This is a genomic window from Flavobacterium sp. 1355, assembly GCF_017833415.1.
Lineage (GTDB): Bacteria > Bacteroidota > Bacteroidia > Flavobacteriales > Flavobacteriaceae > Flavobacterium.
Window position 1 is genome coordinate 147,018 of record NZ_JAFICC010000001.1, and the last position, 17,546, is coordinate 164,563.

Consider the following 17,546-nt stretch of genomic DNA (forward strand, 5'->3'; position numbering starts at 1 on the left):
CTGAGCTTTTAGTTCAGGGTTTTGTTTTTGCGATTTGCGATTTGTTAAGTTTATATCTTACTTTTTAGCGCTTCTGCATCGATATCACTATGAGAAACATCATAAACAGCTTTACCGTTTTTAATCAATATTAATTGAGGTGATTCATGATATACATTAAAACGCTTTGCAATTTCGTTTGACACATCACGATGTTCAATTAAATCTAAAAAGAAAGCATCTACAGTTTCATCTAAATCATATTGTCTTTCAAATTGTTTTAAAGCCATTCGGCTGATGCTGCACCTGGTGCTATGCTTAAAAATTACAATAGGCTTAACATTTGAAATGGTTTGTATATCATCTAACTGTGCTAAATTTGTAAGAGGAATCCAATTTAAATTACTTTTTTTGGAATCCGAATTGTCTGAATTTCCGAACATTGAATTAAAAAAACTCATATTTTGACTGTATTTATGACTTTTTGACATTTAAAACCAATTTAAATCAAGTTTTTTATGTCACTTTGTCTGTATTTTTACTATGGAATATAATTTGAATATGTAGCAAAGTTATATCATTTAAAATTAAATTTTGCCCCAATAAAATCAAATTTTAATGATATCACATATTTATAATTAAAAAACAAACCAAATCTTGCAGATATGAATATTAATAAATTTACAACTAAATCTCAGGAAGCCATTCAGCTATCACAACAGCTGGCTCAGCGATATGGCCAACAACAAATAGAAAACGAACACATTTTTAAAGCAATTTTTGAGGTTGATGAAAACGTAGCACCTTTCATCTTAAAAAAACTGAATGTAAATGTGCCTTTGTTTTTACAAATATTAGATTCAACGATTCAAAGCTTTCCAAAGGTATCTGGAGGTGAAATTTTGCTTTCGAGAGATGCAAATAAAGCGTTGAACGAAGCAGAGATTATTGCCCAAAAAATGAACGACGAATATGTTTCGATCGAACATCTGATTTTGGCCATTTTTGATTCAAAAAGCAGAGTCGCACAAATCTTAAAAGATCAGGGTGTTACCGGAAAAGCATTAAAAGCTACTATCGAAGAACTCAGAAAAGGAGAAAGGGTAACTTCGGCTTCAGCAGAAGAAACGTATAATGCATTAAATAAATACGCTAAAAACCTGAACGAATTAGCGCGTACCGGTAAATTGGATCCTGTGATTGGTCGTGACGAAGAAATTCGTCGTGTATTACAAATCCTGACTCGAAGAACAAAAAATAATCCGATGCTTGTTGGTGAGCCAGGAGTTGGTAAAACGGCTATTGCCGAAGGTTTAGCGCACAGAATCGTAGATGGAGATGTACCTGAAAACCTTAAGGATAAAATCGTTTTCTCTTTGGATATGGGAGCATTAATTGCCGGTGCAAAATACAAAGGAGAATTTGAGGAAAGATTAAAATCTGTGGTAAAAGAGGTTACTGCAGCCGAAGGAGATATTGTTTTGTTTATTGATGAAATTCATACACTTGTTGGTGCAGGTGGAGGTGAAGGCGCTATGGATGCTGCCAATATCTTAAAACCAGCTTTGGCTCGTGGAGAATTGAGAGCAATTGGAGCAACAACATTAGACGAATATCAAAAATATTTTGAGAAAGATAAAGCACTGGAAAGACGCTTTCAAAAGGTTTTAATCGATGAACCGGATACAGAAAGTGCCATTTCGATTTTGCGTGGTATTAAGGAAAAATATGAAACACATCATAAAGTTCAGATTAAAGATGAGGCAATTATTGCTGCTGTAGAACTTTCTCAACGCTATATTACAAATCGTTTTTTACCAGATAAAGCCATTGATTTAATGGACGAAGCGGCTTCTAAATTACGTATGGAAATCAATTCAAAACCAGAAGAATTAGATGTTTTGGATCGTAAAATCATGCAGTTGGAAATTGAGATCGAAGCCATTAAACGCGAAAAAGAGGAGAATAAGCTTAAAATCCTGAGAATGGATCTGGCTAATCTAAAAGAGGAACGAAATGAAATCTTCACAAAATGGAAAACAGAAAAAGATGTTGTAGATGGTGTCCAGGCTGTAAAGTTAGAAATTGAAGATTTTAAACACGAGGCCGAGCGTGCAGAACGTGACGGTGACTATGGAAAAGTAGCCGAAATTCGTTACGGAAAAATCAAAGAAGCGCAAGAGCGTCTGGATATTCTGTTGAAGCAATTGCAGGAATATCAATCTGGAAATTCCTTAATTAAAGAGGAAGTTACCCGTGAAGATATTGCTGAAGTTGTAGCAAAATGGACAGGGATTCCGGTAATGAAAATGCTTCAGACAGAAAGAGAAAAGCTTTTACATCTTGAAGACGAACTGCACAAACGTGTAGTAGGGCAGGAAGAGGCTATCGAAGCTGTAAGTGATGCTGTTCGCAGAAGCCGTGCAGGTTTGCAGGATATGAAGAAGCCTGTTGGGACATTTTTATTTTTAGGAACAACAGGAGTTGGTAAAACAGAATTAGCAAAAGCGCTGGCAGAATATCTTTTTGATGATGAAAATGCCATGACCCGTATCGACATGAGTGAGTATCAGGAACGCCACAGTGTGAGCCGTTTGGTTGGTGCGCCTCCGGGATATGTTGGTTATGATGAGGGAGGACAATTGACAGAAGCGGTGCGCAGAAAACCTTACTCAGTTATTTTATTAGATGAGATTGAAAAAGCGCATCCGGATACGTTCAATATTTTATTGCAGGTTTTAGATGAAGGCCGATTGACAGATAACAAAGGGCGTTTAGCCGATTTTAAAAACACAATTATAATTATGACATCCAACATGGGAAGTCATATTATACAGGAAAAATTCGATAATCTCAAAGGAAGCATTGAAGCTGCAACCGAGGCTGCAAAAGTCGAAGTTTTAGGTTTACTGAAACAAACAGTTCGTCCCGAATTTATTAACCGTATAGATGAGATCGTATTGTTTACCCCGCTTACGGTCGAAAATATTTCAAGAATTGTCAGCTTACAGCTTAAAAGTGTTACCAAAATGCTGGCTTTGCAAGGCATTACGATGGATGCAACACCAGAAGCGATTGCCTACCTTTCTGAAAAAGGATATGATAGTCAGTTTGGAGCAAGACCAGTAAAACGTGTTATCCAGAGAGAGGTATTGAATCAATTGTCAAAAGAGATTTTGGCAAACAATATTACAACAGACAGCATCATTCTTATTGATGCTTTTGATGGAAATTTAGTCTTTAGAAATCAAACACATAAAGATTAATAATTTATTTGTTTAGTTGATTAATTATTAATTGAGAAAACATCAGTCGCAAGACTGGTGTTTTTTTTATTTATAAAGTTTAAATCAGTGAATCATGAAACTTTTTGTAAAATTATTATAACTGATATTTTGTTTGAAGTTGTGAAATTTACGTAAACATAAAACAAAAACATCATGAACAACATTTTTAGAGGATTAATAGCTGGCTATGGAGCCAAAAAATTAGGCGGAGGATGCTTCGGAACTATTTTAGTATTTATAATTATCTGGGTACTATTAGGTCAGTGCAGTCACTAAAATAAAAGATTTAGAAGCAGTAAAGTATTCAATTTTGGGATTATTTTTTAGAAAGAATTTGACCAAAATGTATTAGCTTCGCATCAAAATTAATAATTATACGCAGAAAATAAATGGTACTTATTACCAAGTGTTTAGGCGTATTTAAAAATAAGGTAAATGGCTTCAGGTTTCTTTGTGCTATTAGATGATATAGCAGCAATTATGGATGATGTGGCAGTAATGAGTAAAATTGCTGCAAAAAAAACAGCCGGAATTTTAGGCGATGATTTAGCTGTAAATGCCGAAAAAGCATCGGGATTTGCTTCTTCAAGAGAACTTCCTGTTTTGTGGGCTATTAGCAAAGGATCATTGCTAAATAAGATCATTATTCTGCCAATCGCATTCTTATTGAGTGCTTTTCTACCTGTTGCTATTATTGTAATTTTAGTGCTTGGAGGTTTGTTTTTAGCTTATGAAGGTGCTGAAAAAATCTATGAATATTTTGTTCCTCACGAACATGAATCAGAAGGAATTACAGATGAAGTACTTACCGAAGAACAAATTCTCGAAGTAGAAAAAGGAAAAGTAAAATCTGCAATAATAACCGATTTTATTTTATCTGTAGAAATTGTAATTATTGCCTTAGGTACAGTAATCGATGAGCCGCTTACTCAGCAAATAATGGTGACCTCAATAATTGCATTAATTGCAACTATTGGAGTTTATGGTATAGTAGCCCTGATTGTGAGAATGGACGAAGCAGGATATAAACTTATTAAATTTAGCAAAAGAGAAAAAAGTATATCAAAATTTATCGGTAATATACTTGTAAAAGCCCTTCCTTTTGTTATAAAAGGCTTGACCGTAATAGGTACAATTGCTTTAATTCTCGTTGCTGGAGGTATCTTTGTGCATTATATTCCATTTTTTCATCACTTAGTGCCTAAAATAAATATTCCATCAATTATAAAAGAATTTGTTGTTGGTATTATATTAGGATTTATTGTTTTAGTGATAGTAAATCTATTTAAGAAAATTATCAAAAAATAAATTGGCAATATTATTGATGATAAAAAAAACAGATTTTGATCTAAGTTATTGGTTTACTTATGTTTTATATTTTTAATTTAAAAGTTTAACAACTTTTAAAAGCAACCATAATAACTTATTAGTATCTATGTATAAAATAAGAACAAATAATTATCCTATGAAAAATTTTAAATTTCAATCCATCGCAGTTATACTATTCATTTTTACTGTATTAACTTCATGCAGTAGTGACGATGATAATACTCCAAAAGATGATTCTATCTACAAAAGTGCTTACGTAACAGAAGTAGTAGGGCCTACGACTGGAAAAACTAATCAGGAGCTAAGCTATTCAGTAGCTTTTCAGGTAGAAAATGGTTGTGGACAATTTCATCAAATGACAGATGTAAGTTTTGATAAAGTAGAAGGGTATCAGGTTGAAGTAAAATATCCTCCTACTTGTAGCACAAATGTTCCTGAAATAAAAAGAACAGTATATAAATTAATGAGCCCAAATGCACCGGGAACTTATTATTTAAGATTTGCAAAATCAGACACAGAGTTTCTCGTTACAACAGTAGTTATTTCAAATAATTAATTTTTTAACAGGTCAGGAAAGTAAAAAAGCTGCAAGAATTAAATTCTTGCAGCTTTTTTTGTTTAGGATTTTCTTTTGTTAATAATCTGATATGTAAGTTGTTGTTTTTTATTTCGAAAATTTTTCAATTATCAAAGCAACCTTATTGCTTTCTTACACTCTTTATAATTGAACGGCTTAATAATGTCTTCAATTAAACCGCTTCATTAATTTTTTTTTTTTGAAACACCAGTCTCAAAGGCTGGTGTTTTTCTTTGTATGAAGCACAATATTAGTTTTCAGAAAGCTATTTGTTTCAATCTTTTATGGTGAACACCACCATAAATGGATTTTCACAGCTATCGGGGCTATGCCAGGGCTTTTAGTTTTATAAGAACCTTAATAACCTCCCTTTGTCATTCCCTTAAAAATTACTATTTTTGCACTCTAAATTTTATGTCATGGCGAAGAGAAAATATAAAATAGCCGTTGTTCAGTTAAATCTTAACGACGTAGCCGAAAATAATTTAAAAAAATGTATCAGCTGGGTAAGAGATGCAGCCAATAAAGGCGCAGAAGTTATTTTACTACCTGAATTATATAGCAGCCATTATTTTTGCCAAAGCGAAGATGTAGATAATTTTGCATTAGCAGAACCATTATACGGTACATCTTTTATCGCTTTTAGTGAACTGGCAAAAGAATTAGGAGTTGTTATTATTGTTCCTTTCTTTGAAAAAAGAATGGCAGGAGTATACCATAACAGTGCTTATATTATTGATACAGACGGAACAGAAGCTGGTTTATACCGTAAAATGCATATTCCGGACGATCCTCATTTCTATGAAAAATTCTACTTTACACCAGGTGACTTAGGATTTCAGGCCATTGAAACAAAAAAAGGAACTGTTGGGACATTAATTTGTTGGGATCAATGGTATCCGGAAGCAGCAAGAATTACTGCTCTTAAAGGTGCAGAAGTATTGTTTTACCCAACAGCAATCGGGTGGCATCCAAAAGAAAAAGAACAATACGGAGAAAACCAATATGGTGCATGGATGAATGTTATGAAGGGACATGCAGTTGCAAACGGTGTTTTTGTTGCAGCAGCAAACAGAATTGGTTTGGAACAATACATTGACGGAACTGATGGAATTCAATTTTGGGGAGCATCTTTTATTGCAGGGCCTCAAGGCGAAATTTTAGCACAAGCTTCACACGATCAGGAAGAAATATTGATTGCTGAAGTAGATTTGGATCTTCAGGAAAACGTTCGTCAGAATTGGCCATTTTTCAGAGACAGAAGAATTGATGCTTTTGGAGATATTACAAAAAGAGTAGTTGATAAATAATCAATTTACATTAAAATAAAAAAGAGGACAAAATGTAGATTTTGTCCTCTTTTAGTTTTATAAAAGGTCTGAAATTACTTAACCTGAAAAGTAACTCTTCTCACGATTTGACGTGCTTCTTTAGAATTTTTATTCACAGAATTATCTTCGCCGTTAGCAATTACATTTAATCTTGAAGCATCAATTCCCGCATTTACAGCTACTTTTTTAACAGCTTCAGCTCTTTTTCTTGATAATTCACTGTTATAATTAGTACCTCCGATTTCATCAGAATATCCAATGATGTCTGCATTTTTACCAGGATTGTTTTTTAAGTATTTCACCAAAAAGTCAACACCGGATAAGGAAGCATTTGTTGGTTTAGATGAATTAAAATCAAAATAAACATTTACATATCCACCATTAATTAATTCCTCAACTGTACTATTTGTAGCACCTTTACCATTTTGCCCATAAGTTTTTTCTAGATAGCTCTCTAATTCATCCGGAACACCATTTTGATTAGTGTCAATAGATTGACCTTTTGTATTTACAGCAACTCCGGCAATAGTATTTGGTTCCAGATCATATAAATCTGCTACACCATCTTTATCAGTATCTAAGATTCCAGTCTCAATTGTTGCAACTCTTTGTTCTAGCTCATCAATTCTGTCTTCTTCTCCTACCCAGTCAGCATGTTTTTCATTTTTACCTAAGTAAAAAGTTAAACCAACAGAGGCGTTAAGTAAAATACCATCAAAAGAACCGGTAGTTGTATTTCCCATTCCGTCAAAGTTCCAGTTTTGTTTCCCATTAACAATTCCGGTAAGGTCACCCGTTAATGCAATTCTGTTACTTAATTTTATTTGTCCTGTTAACCCAAGAATTCCATGCCCCATATAATCCTGACCACCAAAACCAGTTTCAGTACTAATCTGTGAAACACCAAAACCTCCATGTGCCAAAATACCAATCGTATTTGTCCAGGTTTCAAAGTTCAGGGCACGGCCAATATTTACAACACCTTGCAAACTTGTTCTTACGTACCTGCTTTCAAAATCGGGAGTATCATTACGTTCTTTAAACTGATCATAACCAATATCTAATTTTACACCAAACTTTGGATTGAACATATATCTTACGCCTAAATCAGCATGAAAAAAATTAAAGGTTTCAGTAGCATAACCAGCTGTCATGGCTCTGGTAGGTTTATTTACTCCTCCATTTAATTCTATAGACCATTTGTTATAAGCTAATTTGTCGATTGAAGGCTGAACTGATGTTGTTGTCATGTTTTGTCCGCTTGCTGCAAATGCAAGTACTAAAAATGATAATGAAGCTAATTTCTTTTTCATGTTATTTTAAATTTAATTTGAATTTTGTTGAGCTTTTTGCTGAGCTCATCACAAACTTATAACACGCAGGAAGAAATTTTGTTCCATTACTTTTTGCAATCCTTTATATAATTTCCATTAAATTCATGGAAACAATGCGTAATTGTTAAATTAAACATAAATAGGATAAAATAAAAGGGACAAATTCAATAATTTGTCCCTTTTGTATTTTTGAATTGAAAGAAATTACTTTAAATTCGGCTGGTAGATTTTGATTGTACCGTCGCCCTCGCTGCTAACAACAACCAAACTTCTTTTTGTTGGACTTTTTGAAGCCGGAATAAAAAGAATGCCTTCTGGAGCATCACCAGTTTTTACTGTATTTAAATATTGCGGTGCAGCAGGATTAGTAACATCATAAGTCATAAAAGCATCAGATCTTTCCAAACCTACAAATAATATATTCTGATTACCTATTTTTGCAACAACTACTGCTTCAGGCTCAGAACCTTTATCATCGCTTCTTTTATCGTCGTAACTTCCTAATTCATTCGTTTTTTTGTCAACATCATTTTTACTGTCATATACAATTTTACCTGTATTTCCGTTCCAGATAGAAAAAGAACGAGCTCCAAAACTTACCATTTCATCCAGATCTCCATCTCCGTCAGTATCGCCCATATTGGCAATAAGATTCAGCCTTCCTAAATTAGGTTCTAATTTTAAAGTAGCAGCATCCGGAAAAACAGTTGCATCTAATGTCATGTCTTTCATTCTCTTAATATCGGTGTTTGCAGTGTATTCTCTTGCATCTCCTTCATTTGCTGTCACAAAATACGGAACATTATTTGCAGAAAAATGACTGATAGCATCCGGCATAAACATCCCTTTTATCTTCCATGGATTAAAAGCAATTTTATCGTCTTTATCGCTAACATCAATTGCATTATCGGCCGTATTAAAATCTTTAAAGCCTAAAGGATAAATTGCTGTAATAGTTTTTGAAGTTAAATCGACTTTTGCTACTCCATTGTTTTCCTGCAAAGTTACCCAGGCAGTTTTAGAGTCATCAGAAATGGTTATGTATTCTGGTTCAATATCCTGTGCAAAACTTTTAGCAAATTTTGAAACTCTGAATCCGTCTTTTGCTAAAGCTGCAGCCTGATTGCTGAATGAACTGAAATCTAATGTTGTAACTTCATAAGTATTAGTGTCAATAATAGAAATTGTTCCATTTGGATCCTGCGAATAATCTGTATTTGGCTCACCCTCATTAGCCGTCATGATAAATTTTCCGTCTGGAGAAAAAGTAATCATATCCGGAAGAGCACCAACTGTAATTTGTTTAATTAAACTATAATCTACGGTATTAAAAACAACAACTTTTCCATTCCCTTGTTTGTTGACTGTAGATTCTAAGGCAATAGCCAGTTTTCCATCAAATACAGAAACGCTATTTGAAGCACCTTCATAAGGAGTTAAATCAATTTTTCCAATTTTGATTGGTTTTGAAGGATCAGATAAATCAATAACATCAATTTGATTTGTTCCGCTATTGTTTACAGTAAAAAGTCTTTTGGTTTTTTCACAATAGGCAGAAATTTCAGCGGCAGCTTCACCACCAATAGTGATGCTTCCGATTTCTTTAAAGGTTGCCGGGTTCTCATTTACAACAACTTCAGGTTCTTCGTTATTAGAGTTGTCATCGTTATTACAACTTGCCATGATTAATAAAGCGGCTAATAACGAGATGGTTACTTTTTTCATTTTTTGATTTTTTAGTTTTGCCAAATTTAGATAGCAGAACTTGCTCCAATATTAAGTTCTTATTATTTAATCTTTAACTTAATTTTCTTTCTGTTTTCAAATTGTATGATTTCATTGTGTTGTTTTTATTATCCTTATGAATGCTTATCTTTGTACCCTTTCAAAATTTAGAAACATCTTTATGTCAGCAAATAATAGAAGATTCCCGGCAGAATGGGAAAAACAACAGGGAATAGTTTTGTGTTTTCCGCATAATGGCAATGATTGGCCTGGAAAATATGATGCTGTTCAATGGGCTTTTGTAGAATTTATTAAAAAAGTAGCCACTTTTGAAATGGTATTTTTGGTCGTAGCCGATGAAAAACTGAAAGAAAAAGTTACCGAAATGTTAGAAAGAGCAAAAGTAAACATTGCAAATGTTTCTTTTATAATTCATAAAACAAACAGAAGCTGGATGCGTGACTCAGGGCCAATTATTGTAAAAAATGGTTCAAAAAGAGAAGCATTAAACTTTAATTTTAACGGTTGGGCAAAATATAAAAACTATCAGTTAGATAAATTCGTGCCAGGTAAAGTAGCAGATTTTATTGATGTGCCTTTAACTCAGGTTATGTACAAGGGAAAACCTGTAATTGTTGAAGGTGGTGCAATTGATGTAAACGGAAAAGGAACTTTATTGACCTCTGAAGAATGTTTAATGCATCCAACAATTCAGGTTCGTAATAAAAATTTCACCAAAGAAGATTACGAAGCTGTTTTTAAGGAATATCTGGGAGTAACGAATGTGATCTGGCTTGGCGACGGAATAGAAGGTGATGATACACACGGACATATTGATGATTTATGCCGATTTGTAAATGAAGACACCATTGTAACTATTGTAGAAACAGATAAAAACGACGCCAACTACAAACCTTTGCAGGACAATTTGAAACGTCTGCAAAACGCAAAATTAGAAGACGGAAAATCGCCAACAATTGTAGCGTTGCCAATGCCAAAACGTGTAGATTTTGAAGACTTAAGATTACCGGCAAGTTATGCTAATTTCTTAATCCTGAATAATTGTGTTTTAGTGCCAACGTTTAATGACAGCAATGATCGCGTAGCTTTAAATATACTTTCAGAATGTTTTCCTGACAGAGAAGTAATCGGAATCAGCTGTATTGATTTTATCTGGGGATTTGGAACATTGCATTGTTTGAGCCAGCAGATTCCGGCTTAGTTTGCGTGAAAAATAATCTCGCAAAGCCGCAAAGTCGCAAGTTTTTCATTTTTAAGTTTTCTTATTTTAGACTTTTCGCCTGTGCGACTTTGCGAGATTTAAATATAAAAAAAGCTTGTCAGAACTAACTAACAAGCTTTTTTTATTTTATCTATAATTAACAAATTAATGTATTTTATCTTCTCTTCATTGTCTGATAAATGGTGGTAAAAGCTGGCTTGAAACCTCACCAAAACCAAGTCGAACTTCGGCATTTTCGCAGAAGCCTCTTATGATTACCGTATCATTATCTTCTATGAATTTACGTTCGCTTCCATCTTTTAATTTTATCGGATTTTTTCCGCCCCAGGTTAATTCTAACATAGAACCAAAACTATCAGGAGTCGGACCAGAAATTGTTCCCGAACCCATCATATCGCCAGAATTTACACGACACCCGTTAGAGGTATGATGTGCTAATTGCTGCGCCATAGACCAGTATAAATATTTAAAGTTTGATTGAGAAACAACAGTTTCTTCCTGATTTTCAGGTTGTATAGAAACTTCTAAATGAATGTCAAAAGCTTTTTTTCCTTTAGTCTGTAAATAAGGAAGCGGCGACGGATCCTGTTTCGGACCTTTAGTTCTAAAAGGCTCCAAAGCATCCATAGTCACAATCCACGGAGAAATTGACGTTGCAAAGTTTTTAGCTAAAAATGGTCCAAGAGGCACGTATTCCCATTTTTGAATATCGCGTGCGCTCCAGTCATTCAATAAAACCATTCCGAAAATATAATCTTCAGCTTCATAAGTTGGGATATTTTCACCCATTATATTTACATCAGTAGTAATAAACGCTGTTTCAAGTTCAAAATCAACTAAACGGGAAGGACCAAAAACAGGATATTTTTCACCTGCAGGCAAAGTTTGTCCCATTGGCCTGTGAACAGGAATTCCAGACGGAACGATAGTTGAGCTTCTGCCATGATATCCTACCGGAATGTGTAACCAGTTTGGCAACAAAGCATTTTCAGGATCACGAAACATTTTACCAACATTGGTAGCATGCTCTTTACTGGAATAGAAATCAGTATAATCACCAATTAGAACTGGTAATTGCATTTCTACTTCATCGATTTTAAAAATAACAATATCTCTGTCTTTTGTTGAATCTCTAAGTTGCGGATTTTCTGCATCAAAAATATCGGCAATACGATTTCGTACTAAACGCCATGTCTTTTTTCCGTCAGAAATAAAATCATTAAGCGTATCCTGCATAAACATATCATCAGTCAATTCTATTCCTGAAAAATAGTTTAATTGTTGTAAAGCCCCTAAATCTATAGCGTAATCGCCAATTCTTGTTCCTACAGTAACGACATTTTCTTTGGTAAGAAATACACCGAAAGGAATATTTTGAATAGGGAAGTCACTATTTTCTGGTACTTCTAACCATGATTTTCTTTTGGTATCGTTGGCGGTTATTGGCATGTTGAATGTTAATTATTTGTTGAAAAATTACTTGTCAAATATATCATAATCTAACTGTATGACAAACGTTTTTTTGTATTTTTGCAGGAAATTAACGAAAAACGAAAAAATGCAACGCGACGAACAAATTTTTAACCTTATACTAGAGGAACAAGACAGACAAATTCACGGATTAGAACTTATTGCTTCAGAAAACTTTGTAAGTGATGAAGTAATGGAAGCAGCAGGTTCTGTTTTAACTAATAAATATGCTGAAGGATATCCTGGCAAAAGATACTACGGCGGTTGCGAAGTAGTTGACGTTATTGAGCAAATTGCAATTGACAGAGCCAAAGAATTGTTTGGTGCTGAATATGCAAACGTACAGCCTCACTCTGGGTCTCAGGCAAACACGGCAGTTTATCATGCATGTTTAAATCCTGGTGATACTATTTTAGGTTTTGATTTGTCTCACGGAGGTCACTTAACTCACGGTTCTCCTGTAAACTTTTCTGGTCGTTTATACCGTCCGGTTTTTTACGGTGTAGATGCTGAGACCGGTCGTTTAGATTATGATAAAATTCAGGAAATTGCAACAAAAGAGCAGCCAAAATTAATCATTGCAGGAGCTTCGGCTTATTCTCGTGATATGGATTTTGCCCGTTTCAGACAAATTGCAGACAGCGTTGGAGCAATCTTATTTGCTGATATTTCTCACCCTGCAGGTCTTATTGCAAAAGGATTAATGAACGATCCAATTCCACATTGTCATATCGTTTCTACAACAACTCACAAAACATTGAGAGGACCACGCGGAGGCTTGATTTTAATGGGGAAAGATTTTGAAAACCCACAAGGTTTAAAAACTCCAAAAGGAGAAATCAGAATGATGTCATCTTTATTGGATCTTGCTGTTTTCCCTGGAAATCAAGGTGGACCATTAATGCACATTATTGCTGCTAAAGCAGTTGCTTTCGGTGAAGCTTTACAAGATGAATTCTTTACATATGCAATGCAATTGCAAAAAAATGCAAATGCTATGGCTGATGCTTTTGTAAAAAGAGGATACAAAATTATTTCTGGCGGAACAGATAACCATATGATGCTTATTGACTTAAGAAATAAAAATATTTCTGGTAAAGAAGCTGAAAATGCATTAGTAAAAGCAGAAATCACAGTAAATAAAAACATGGTTCCTTTTGATGATAAATCACCATTTATTACGTCTGGAATTCGTGTAGGAACAGCTGCAATCACAACTCGTGGTTTAGTTGAAGAAGATATGGAAACTATCGTAGCTTTAATCGACAGAGTATTGGCTGACCACACAAACGAAGCCGTTATCGAAGAAGTAGCAAACGAAGTAAACGAAATGATGAGCGAAAGACCAATTTTCGTATACTAAAAAAATAAAATTTGAAACTTAATTGTTTCAGGTTTCAAGTTTAAAGTTTTGTGACGCGTAAAAAAACGTAAACAAAACTTTAAACTTTTTTCGTTCCTAAAAGAACCTGAAACAAAGAAAACCTGAAACAAAATAAACAAGAAGATTATGGGCGTATTAAGATTACAATTGCCAACAGACCCAAGATGGGTCAATATAGTAGAGAAAAATATTGAAGAGATCCTGACTGATCACGCGTGGTGCGAGCAAAAAGCAGCAACAAATGCAATAACCATTATTACCAATAACTCTGAACATCAGGATTTGGTAAAAGACTTATTGGCTTTGGCCAAAGAAGAAATCGATCACTTTGAGCAGGTTCATAATATTATCATCAAAAGAGGATTAAAATTAGGACGTGAACGCAAAGACGATTATGTTAATGAGTTGTATCAATACATGAAGAAAAGCGGTGACGGAAGCCGTGTTTCAGGTCTTGTAGAAAGATTACTTTTTTCGGCAATGATCGAAGCCAGAAGCTGTGAACGTTTCAAAGTTTTATCTGAAAATATTCAGGATGAAGAATTAGCGACTTTCTACAGAGAATTAATGGAAAGCGAAGCCGGACATTACACAACCTTCATCACATACGCCAGAAAATACGGAGTAGGCATAGATGTAGAAAAACGCTGGAGAGAATGGCTGGCATTCGAAGAATCAATTATAACCAACTACGGAAAAGGCGAAACGATTCATGGATAAGGGATTTAAATTCAAATTTAAAAATTCCAAATTCCAAAATTGAAGTAAACTTTGTGAACCTCCGTGTAATCTTTGTGAATCTCTGCAGAATAGAAAAATCCGCGTAAAATCTGCGTTTTCGCATAGCGAATCCGTGTCATCCGCGTGCTAAAAATTCAACACAAAGTTTACGCAATCTAAAATCTGAATTCTAAAATCCCTATATTTGAAAGTAACGAAAAATTCAAAGCCATGAGAATAGAAACTGATCTTAAATTAGGATTTAAAGATGTAATGATTCGCCCAAAAAGATCAACGCTAAAAAGCCGGTCGGAAGTTTCATTAGAACGAAATTTTAAATTTTTGCACAGCTCCACAAATTGGACAGGAGTTCCGATTATGGCTGCAAATATGGATACAGTTGGTACTTTTGAAATGGCAGAAGTTTTAGCCAAGGAAAAACTCTTTACAGCTATTCACAAACATTACTCACCAGAAGAATGGAAAACTTTTTTATCGAAAGTTACTCCGGATTTCTACAATTATATCGCCATTAGCACAGGAATCGGAAAGGAAGATTTTGAAAAAATAGGTCGAATTATTACCGAAAATCCTTTGCTAAAATTCATTTGCATCGATGTTGCCAATGGCTATTCAGAACATTTTGTTCAGTTTTTGAAACAAACCCGAAAAAAATACTCTGACAAAGTAATTATTGCTGGAAATGTAGTAACAGGCGAAATGGTCGAAGAATTACTTTTGGCTGGAGCCGATATTGTAAAAGTGGGAATTGGTCCCGGATCAGTCTGTACAACACGCGTAAAAACAGGAGTGGGCTATCCGCAGCTTTCAGCAATTATAGAATGTGCCGATGCTGCACACGGTTTGGGCGGGCACATTATTAGCGATGGGGGCTGCAGTACCCCGGGCGATGTCGCAAAAGCTTTTGGTGCAGGTTCAGATTTTGTAATGTTAGGAGGAATGCTGGCCGGGCATACAGAAAGTGGCGGGGAGTTAATTGAAGTAAACGGAGAAAAATTTAAACAATTTTACGGAATGAGTTCGACAACCGCAATGAATAAACATGTTGGCGGAGTAGCAGAATACAGAGCAAGCGAAGGAAAAACAGTTAAAGTTCCTTTTAGGGGAAATGTTATCAACACTGTTTTGGATATTTTAGGAGGTTTGCGAAGTACCTGTACTTATGTTGGTGCTTCGAGATTAAAAGAACTAACCAAGCGAACAACTTTCATCCGCGTAAGCGAACAGGAAAATCAGATTTTTACCAAATAAATAAAAAGCATCTTTCAGCATATATTATGATTACAATCTCAAAAGCAACAATAAACGATATTAAAACTATTCAGGAAATAACGTATAAAACATGGCCGGTAACGTATGGTAAAATCTTATCGGAAGAGCAGCTGGTGTACATGCTTGATTTAATTTATTCTGATGAAGCACTGACAGCTCAATTTCAGAAAAATGAACAATTGTTTTATTTAATTTCAGATTCAGAATCTACAATTGGATTTATCGGAATTGAGCATCATTATAAAAATGAAGCCATTACGAAAATTCATAAAATATATCTTTTGCCGGAAACCCAAGGAAAAGGAATTGGAAAAATGGTTATTGATGAAATAGAAAAATTAGCTTTAGACAACAATTCAAATACACTTTCATTAAACGTAAACCGTTTTAATTCAGCTTTGGGTTTTTATAAAAAAATAGGTTTTGAAATTCTTGAAGAAGTGAATATCGAAATTGGAAATGGATATTTGATGGAAGATTATGTGATGGTAAAAGCTATTTAGAGCAAATTTTTACTTATCCGTAGTTTCTTTGTTGATTATTATGCAGAGTCCAAATGAATCAAAAAAATGAGATCTCCAGAATTTCAATCCCGAGATCTCTTTTATATATAATTTATGACTGCAATAGCTTATACATTAAACCAGCAAGGAAAAAGAAAAACACAAAGCATAATGCGTTTATTCCTAATACTTTCATGTATTTGTTAGTAGTTGAAGTATTACTTCTAAAGATAGTATAATTAATAACTGTTGACGCACCTCCAATTGCACCTCCAATTGCACCTCCACTAAATATTATTAGGATCGGTAATCCTCCAATTACATACTCATACCATTTTAATTTACTTGCCATAGGATGTTTTTTTCCATCAATATTCAAAGCTTGTAAAGAAATATCTGGAAAATTAGTTTTAGGAAAAGCTTTTACTATATCGCCATTAGCCTTTTTTATTAAAAATGGTTTTCCTTTTTCGGTACTTTGCTCAACAGTGTTTCCGTTTTGTTTTAATGTTGCTTTTCCTGAAAACACATTATTTTCAAATTCGAAATTATCATTCGGAAAATCTGCTATTGTAAATTTAAAATTATTTTTCATTACTTTTTTTATTAGTATTTGATTGAGGTTTTTATAAGTTTTACAAAAATATCGCTGGTAATTAATATTACTTTGAATTAAAAGCTAAAAAAATGATAAAATAAGATTTTTTCAGCTCACAATGATACCGTGCTTAAATAGTAATCCTTTCACTTCTTTCAAAGCAAAAACAGCTTTCTTAAGTTTAGTTTTTGATGGATCAATAGTATAGTTATAACTCGTTTTAAAATCTGCCTTATTGGCAATCGCTTTGTCAAATTCAGAGCGATATAAATCGCAGTTATCAAAGAGTACGCCTGTTAGGTCTGTGGCCATGAAATCTACAGCAATAAGACTGCAGCTGTTAAAGGTTGTTCCTTTTATTTTAAGGGTATAAAACTTAGAAAAATCAAGAATACAATCATAAAAATGAACTTCAAAGATTAATTTATCGCACATCGCAAAATTTACTTCTTTGATTTCACATCTGTAAAAAGTTACACTTCTAAACGCTACATAATTGATTTTTGCTTCATTAAAAACACAATCATTAAAAACACAATCGATAAAGGTAAGAGCCAAAAATGTGCAGGCCGAGAAATTACAATTATTAAATGTACAGCATTCAAAATCTTTAAAATTAAGATCATCTCTACCATAAACGATGGTATTATATTCTTTATCAAGAAAATATTCAGATTCTTTTTTCACTGCTTTTTAATCGTTATTTCAGACTGAAAAGATAATAATTAACGTGAGATAGTTTTTGAAATATGCAGAATATTTATTTTTTCCTT

Annotated in this window: 16 protein-coding genes; 10 read left to right on the forward strand and 6 right to left on the reverse strand. The window is 34.0% G+C overall.

Features of this window, described 5'->3' with window-relative positions; genetic code table 11:
* Positions 1-50 precede the first annotated feature (50 nt).
* A complete protein-coding gene (gene ytxJ, locus JOD96_RS00665) occupies positions 51-440 on the reverse strand; it encodes a bacillithiol system redox-active protein YtxJ (RefSeq protein ID WP_209562664.1) in 390 nt (129 codons plus the stop codon).
* Positions 441-644: 204 nt separating this feature from the next.
* On the opposite strand from ytxJ, the gene clpB reads away from it, so the two are divergent.
* The 5 genes from clpB (at position 645) to JOD96_RS00685 (ending at position 6,482) form a co-directional block, all read left to right on the forward strand.
* On the forward strand, positions 645-3,245 hold the full coding sequence (gene clpB / locus JOD96_RS00670) for an ATP-dependent chaperone ClpB (RefSeq protein ID WP_209562337.1): 2,601 nt from the start codon (positions 645-647) through the stop codon (positions 3,243-3,245).
* 174 nt (positions 3,246-3,419) lie between these two features.
* On the forward strand, positions 3,420-3,542 hold the full coding sequence (locus tag JOD96_RS22515) for a hypothetical protein (RefSeq protein ID WP_262509799.1): 123 nt from the start codon (positions 3,420-3,422) through the stop codon (positions 3,540-3,542).
* Between the two features lie 159 nt (positions 3,543-3,701).
* The gene (locus JOD96_RS00675) at positions 3,702-4,574 is read left to right on the forward strand and encodes a DUF808 domain-containing protein (protein WP_209562338.1); all 873 of its coding nucleotides are present in this window, start codon (positions 3,702-3,704) and stop codon (positions 4,572-4,574) included.
* Positions 4,575-4,731: 157 nt separating this feature from the next.
* The gene (locus tag JOD96_RS00680) at positions 4,732-5,151 is read left to right on the forward strand and encodes a hypothetical protein (RefSeq protein ID WP_209562339.1); all 420 of its coding nucleotides are present in this window, start codon (positions 4,732-4,734) and stop codon (positions 5,149-5,151) included.
* A gap of 440 nt (positions 5,152-5,591) precedes the next feature.
* Positions 5,592-6,482: a carbon-nitrogen hydrolase gene (locus JOD96_RS00685; RefSeq protein WP_209562340.1), complete on the forward strand. Its 891-nt coding sequence runs from the start codon at positions 5,592-5,594 to the stop codon at positions 6,480-6,482.
* Positions 6,483-6,556: 74 nt separating this feature from the next.
* Here JOD96_RS00685 and JOD96_RS00690 read toward each other — a convergent pair whose 3' ends face one another.
* The gene (locus JOD96_RS00690; protein ID WP_209562341.1) at positions 6,557-7,816 is read right to left on the reverse strand and encodes an OmpA family protein; all 1,260 of its coding nucleotides are present in this window, start codon (positions 7,814-7,816) and stop codon (positions 6,557-6,559) included.
* A gap of 225 nt (positions 7,817-8,041) precedes the next feature.
* Complete coding sequence (locus JOD96_RS00695; protein ID WP_209562342.1) at positions 8,042-9,562, reverse strand: choice-of-anchor I family protein; 1,521 nt, start codon at positions 9,560-9,562, stop codon at positions 8,042-8,044.
* 181 nt (positions 9,563-9,743) lie between these two features.
* Between JOD96_RS00695 and JOD96_RS00700 the strand changes: the two genes are divergently transcribed.
* Positions 9,744-10,784 carry an agmatine/peptidylarginine deiminase gene (locus JOD96_RS00700; protein ID WP_209562343.1) on the forward strand — a complete coding sequence of 347 codons (1,041 nt, stop codon included), beginning with the start codon at positions 9,744-9,746 and terminating at the stop codon, positions 10,782-10,784.
* A 186-nt stretch (positions 10,785-10,970) separates the two neighbouring features.
* Here JOD96_RS00700 and fahA read toward each other — a convergent pair whose 3' ends face one another.
* Positions 10,971-12,254, reverse strand: coding sequence for a fumarylacetoacetase (fahA, locus tag JOD96_RS00705; protein WP_209562344.1), 1,284 nt, complete (start codon positions 12,252-12,254; stop codon positions 10,971-10,973).
* 109 nt (positions 12,255-12,363) lie between these two features.
* On the opposite strand from fahA, the gene glyA reads away from it, so the two are divergent.
* The 4 genes from glyA (at position 12,364) to JOD96_RS00725 (ending at position 16,175) form a co-directional block, all read left to right on the forward strand.
* The gene (glyA, locus tag JOD96_RS00710) at positions 12,364-13,638 is read left to right on the forward strand and encodes a serine hydroxymethyltransferase (protein ID WP_209562345.1); all 1,275 of its coding nucleotides are present in this window, start codon (positions 12,364-12,366) and stop codon (positions 13,636-13,638) included.
* 147 nt (positions 13,639-13,785) lie between these two features.
* Positions 13,786-14,379: a tRNA-(ms[2]io[6]A)-hydroxylase gene (locus JOD96_RS00715; protein ID WP_209562346.1), complete on the forward strand. Its 594-nt coding sequence runs from the start codon at positions 13,786-13,788 to the stop codon at positions 14,377-14,379.
* Positions 14,380-14,610: 231 nt separating this feature from the next.
* The gene (locus JOD96_RS00720; RefSeq protein ID WP_209562347.1) at positions 14,611-15,651 is read left to right on the forward strand and encodes a GMP reductase; all 1,041 of its coding nucleotides are present in this window, start codon (positions 14,611-14,613) and stop codon (positions 15,649-15,651) included.
* Between the two features lie 26 nt (positions 15,652-15,677).
* Positions 15,678-16,175: a GNAT family N-acetyltransferase gene (locus JOD96_RS00725; RefSeq protein WP_209562348.1), complete on the forward strand. Its 498-nt coding sequence runs from the start codon at positions 15,678-15,680 to the stop codon at positions 16,173-16,175.
* A 112-nt stretch (positions 16,176-16,287) separates the two neighbouring features.
* Here the strand turns inward: JOD96_RS00725 and JOD96_RS00730 are convergent, their stop codons facing one another.
* Positions 16,288-16,770: a hypothetical protein gene (locus JOD96_RS00730; RefSeq protein WP_209562349.1), complete on the reverse strand. Its 483-nt coding sequence runs from the start codon at positions 16,768-16,770 to the stop codon at positions 16,288-16,290.
* Positions 16,771-16,881: 111 nt separating this feature from the next.
* Positions 16,882-17,460, reverse strand: coding sequence for a pentapeptide repeat-containing protein (locus tag JOD96_RS00735; RefSeq protein ID WP_209562350.1), 579 nt, complete (start codon positions 17,458-17,460; stop codon positions 16,882-16,884).
* Between the last annotated feature and the right edge of the window lie 86 nt (positions 17,461-17,546).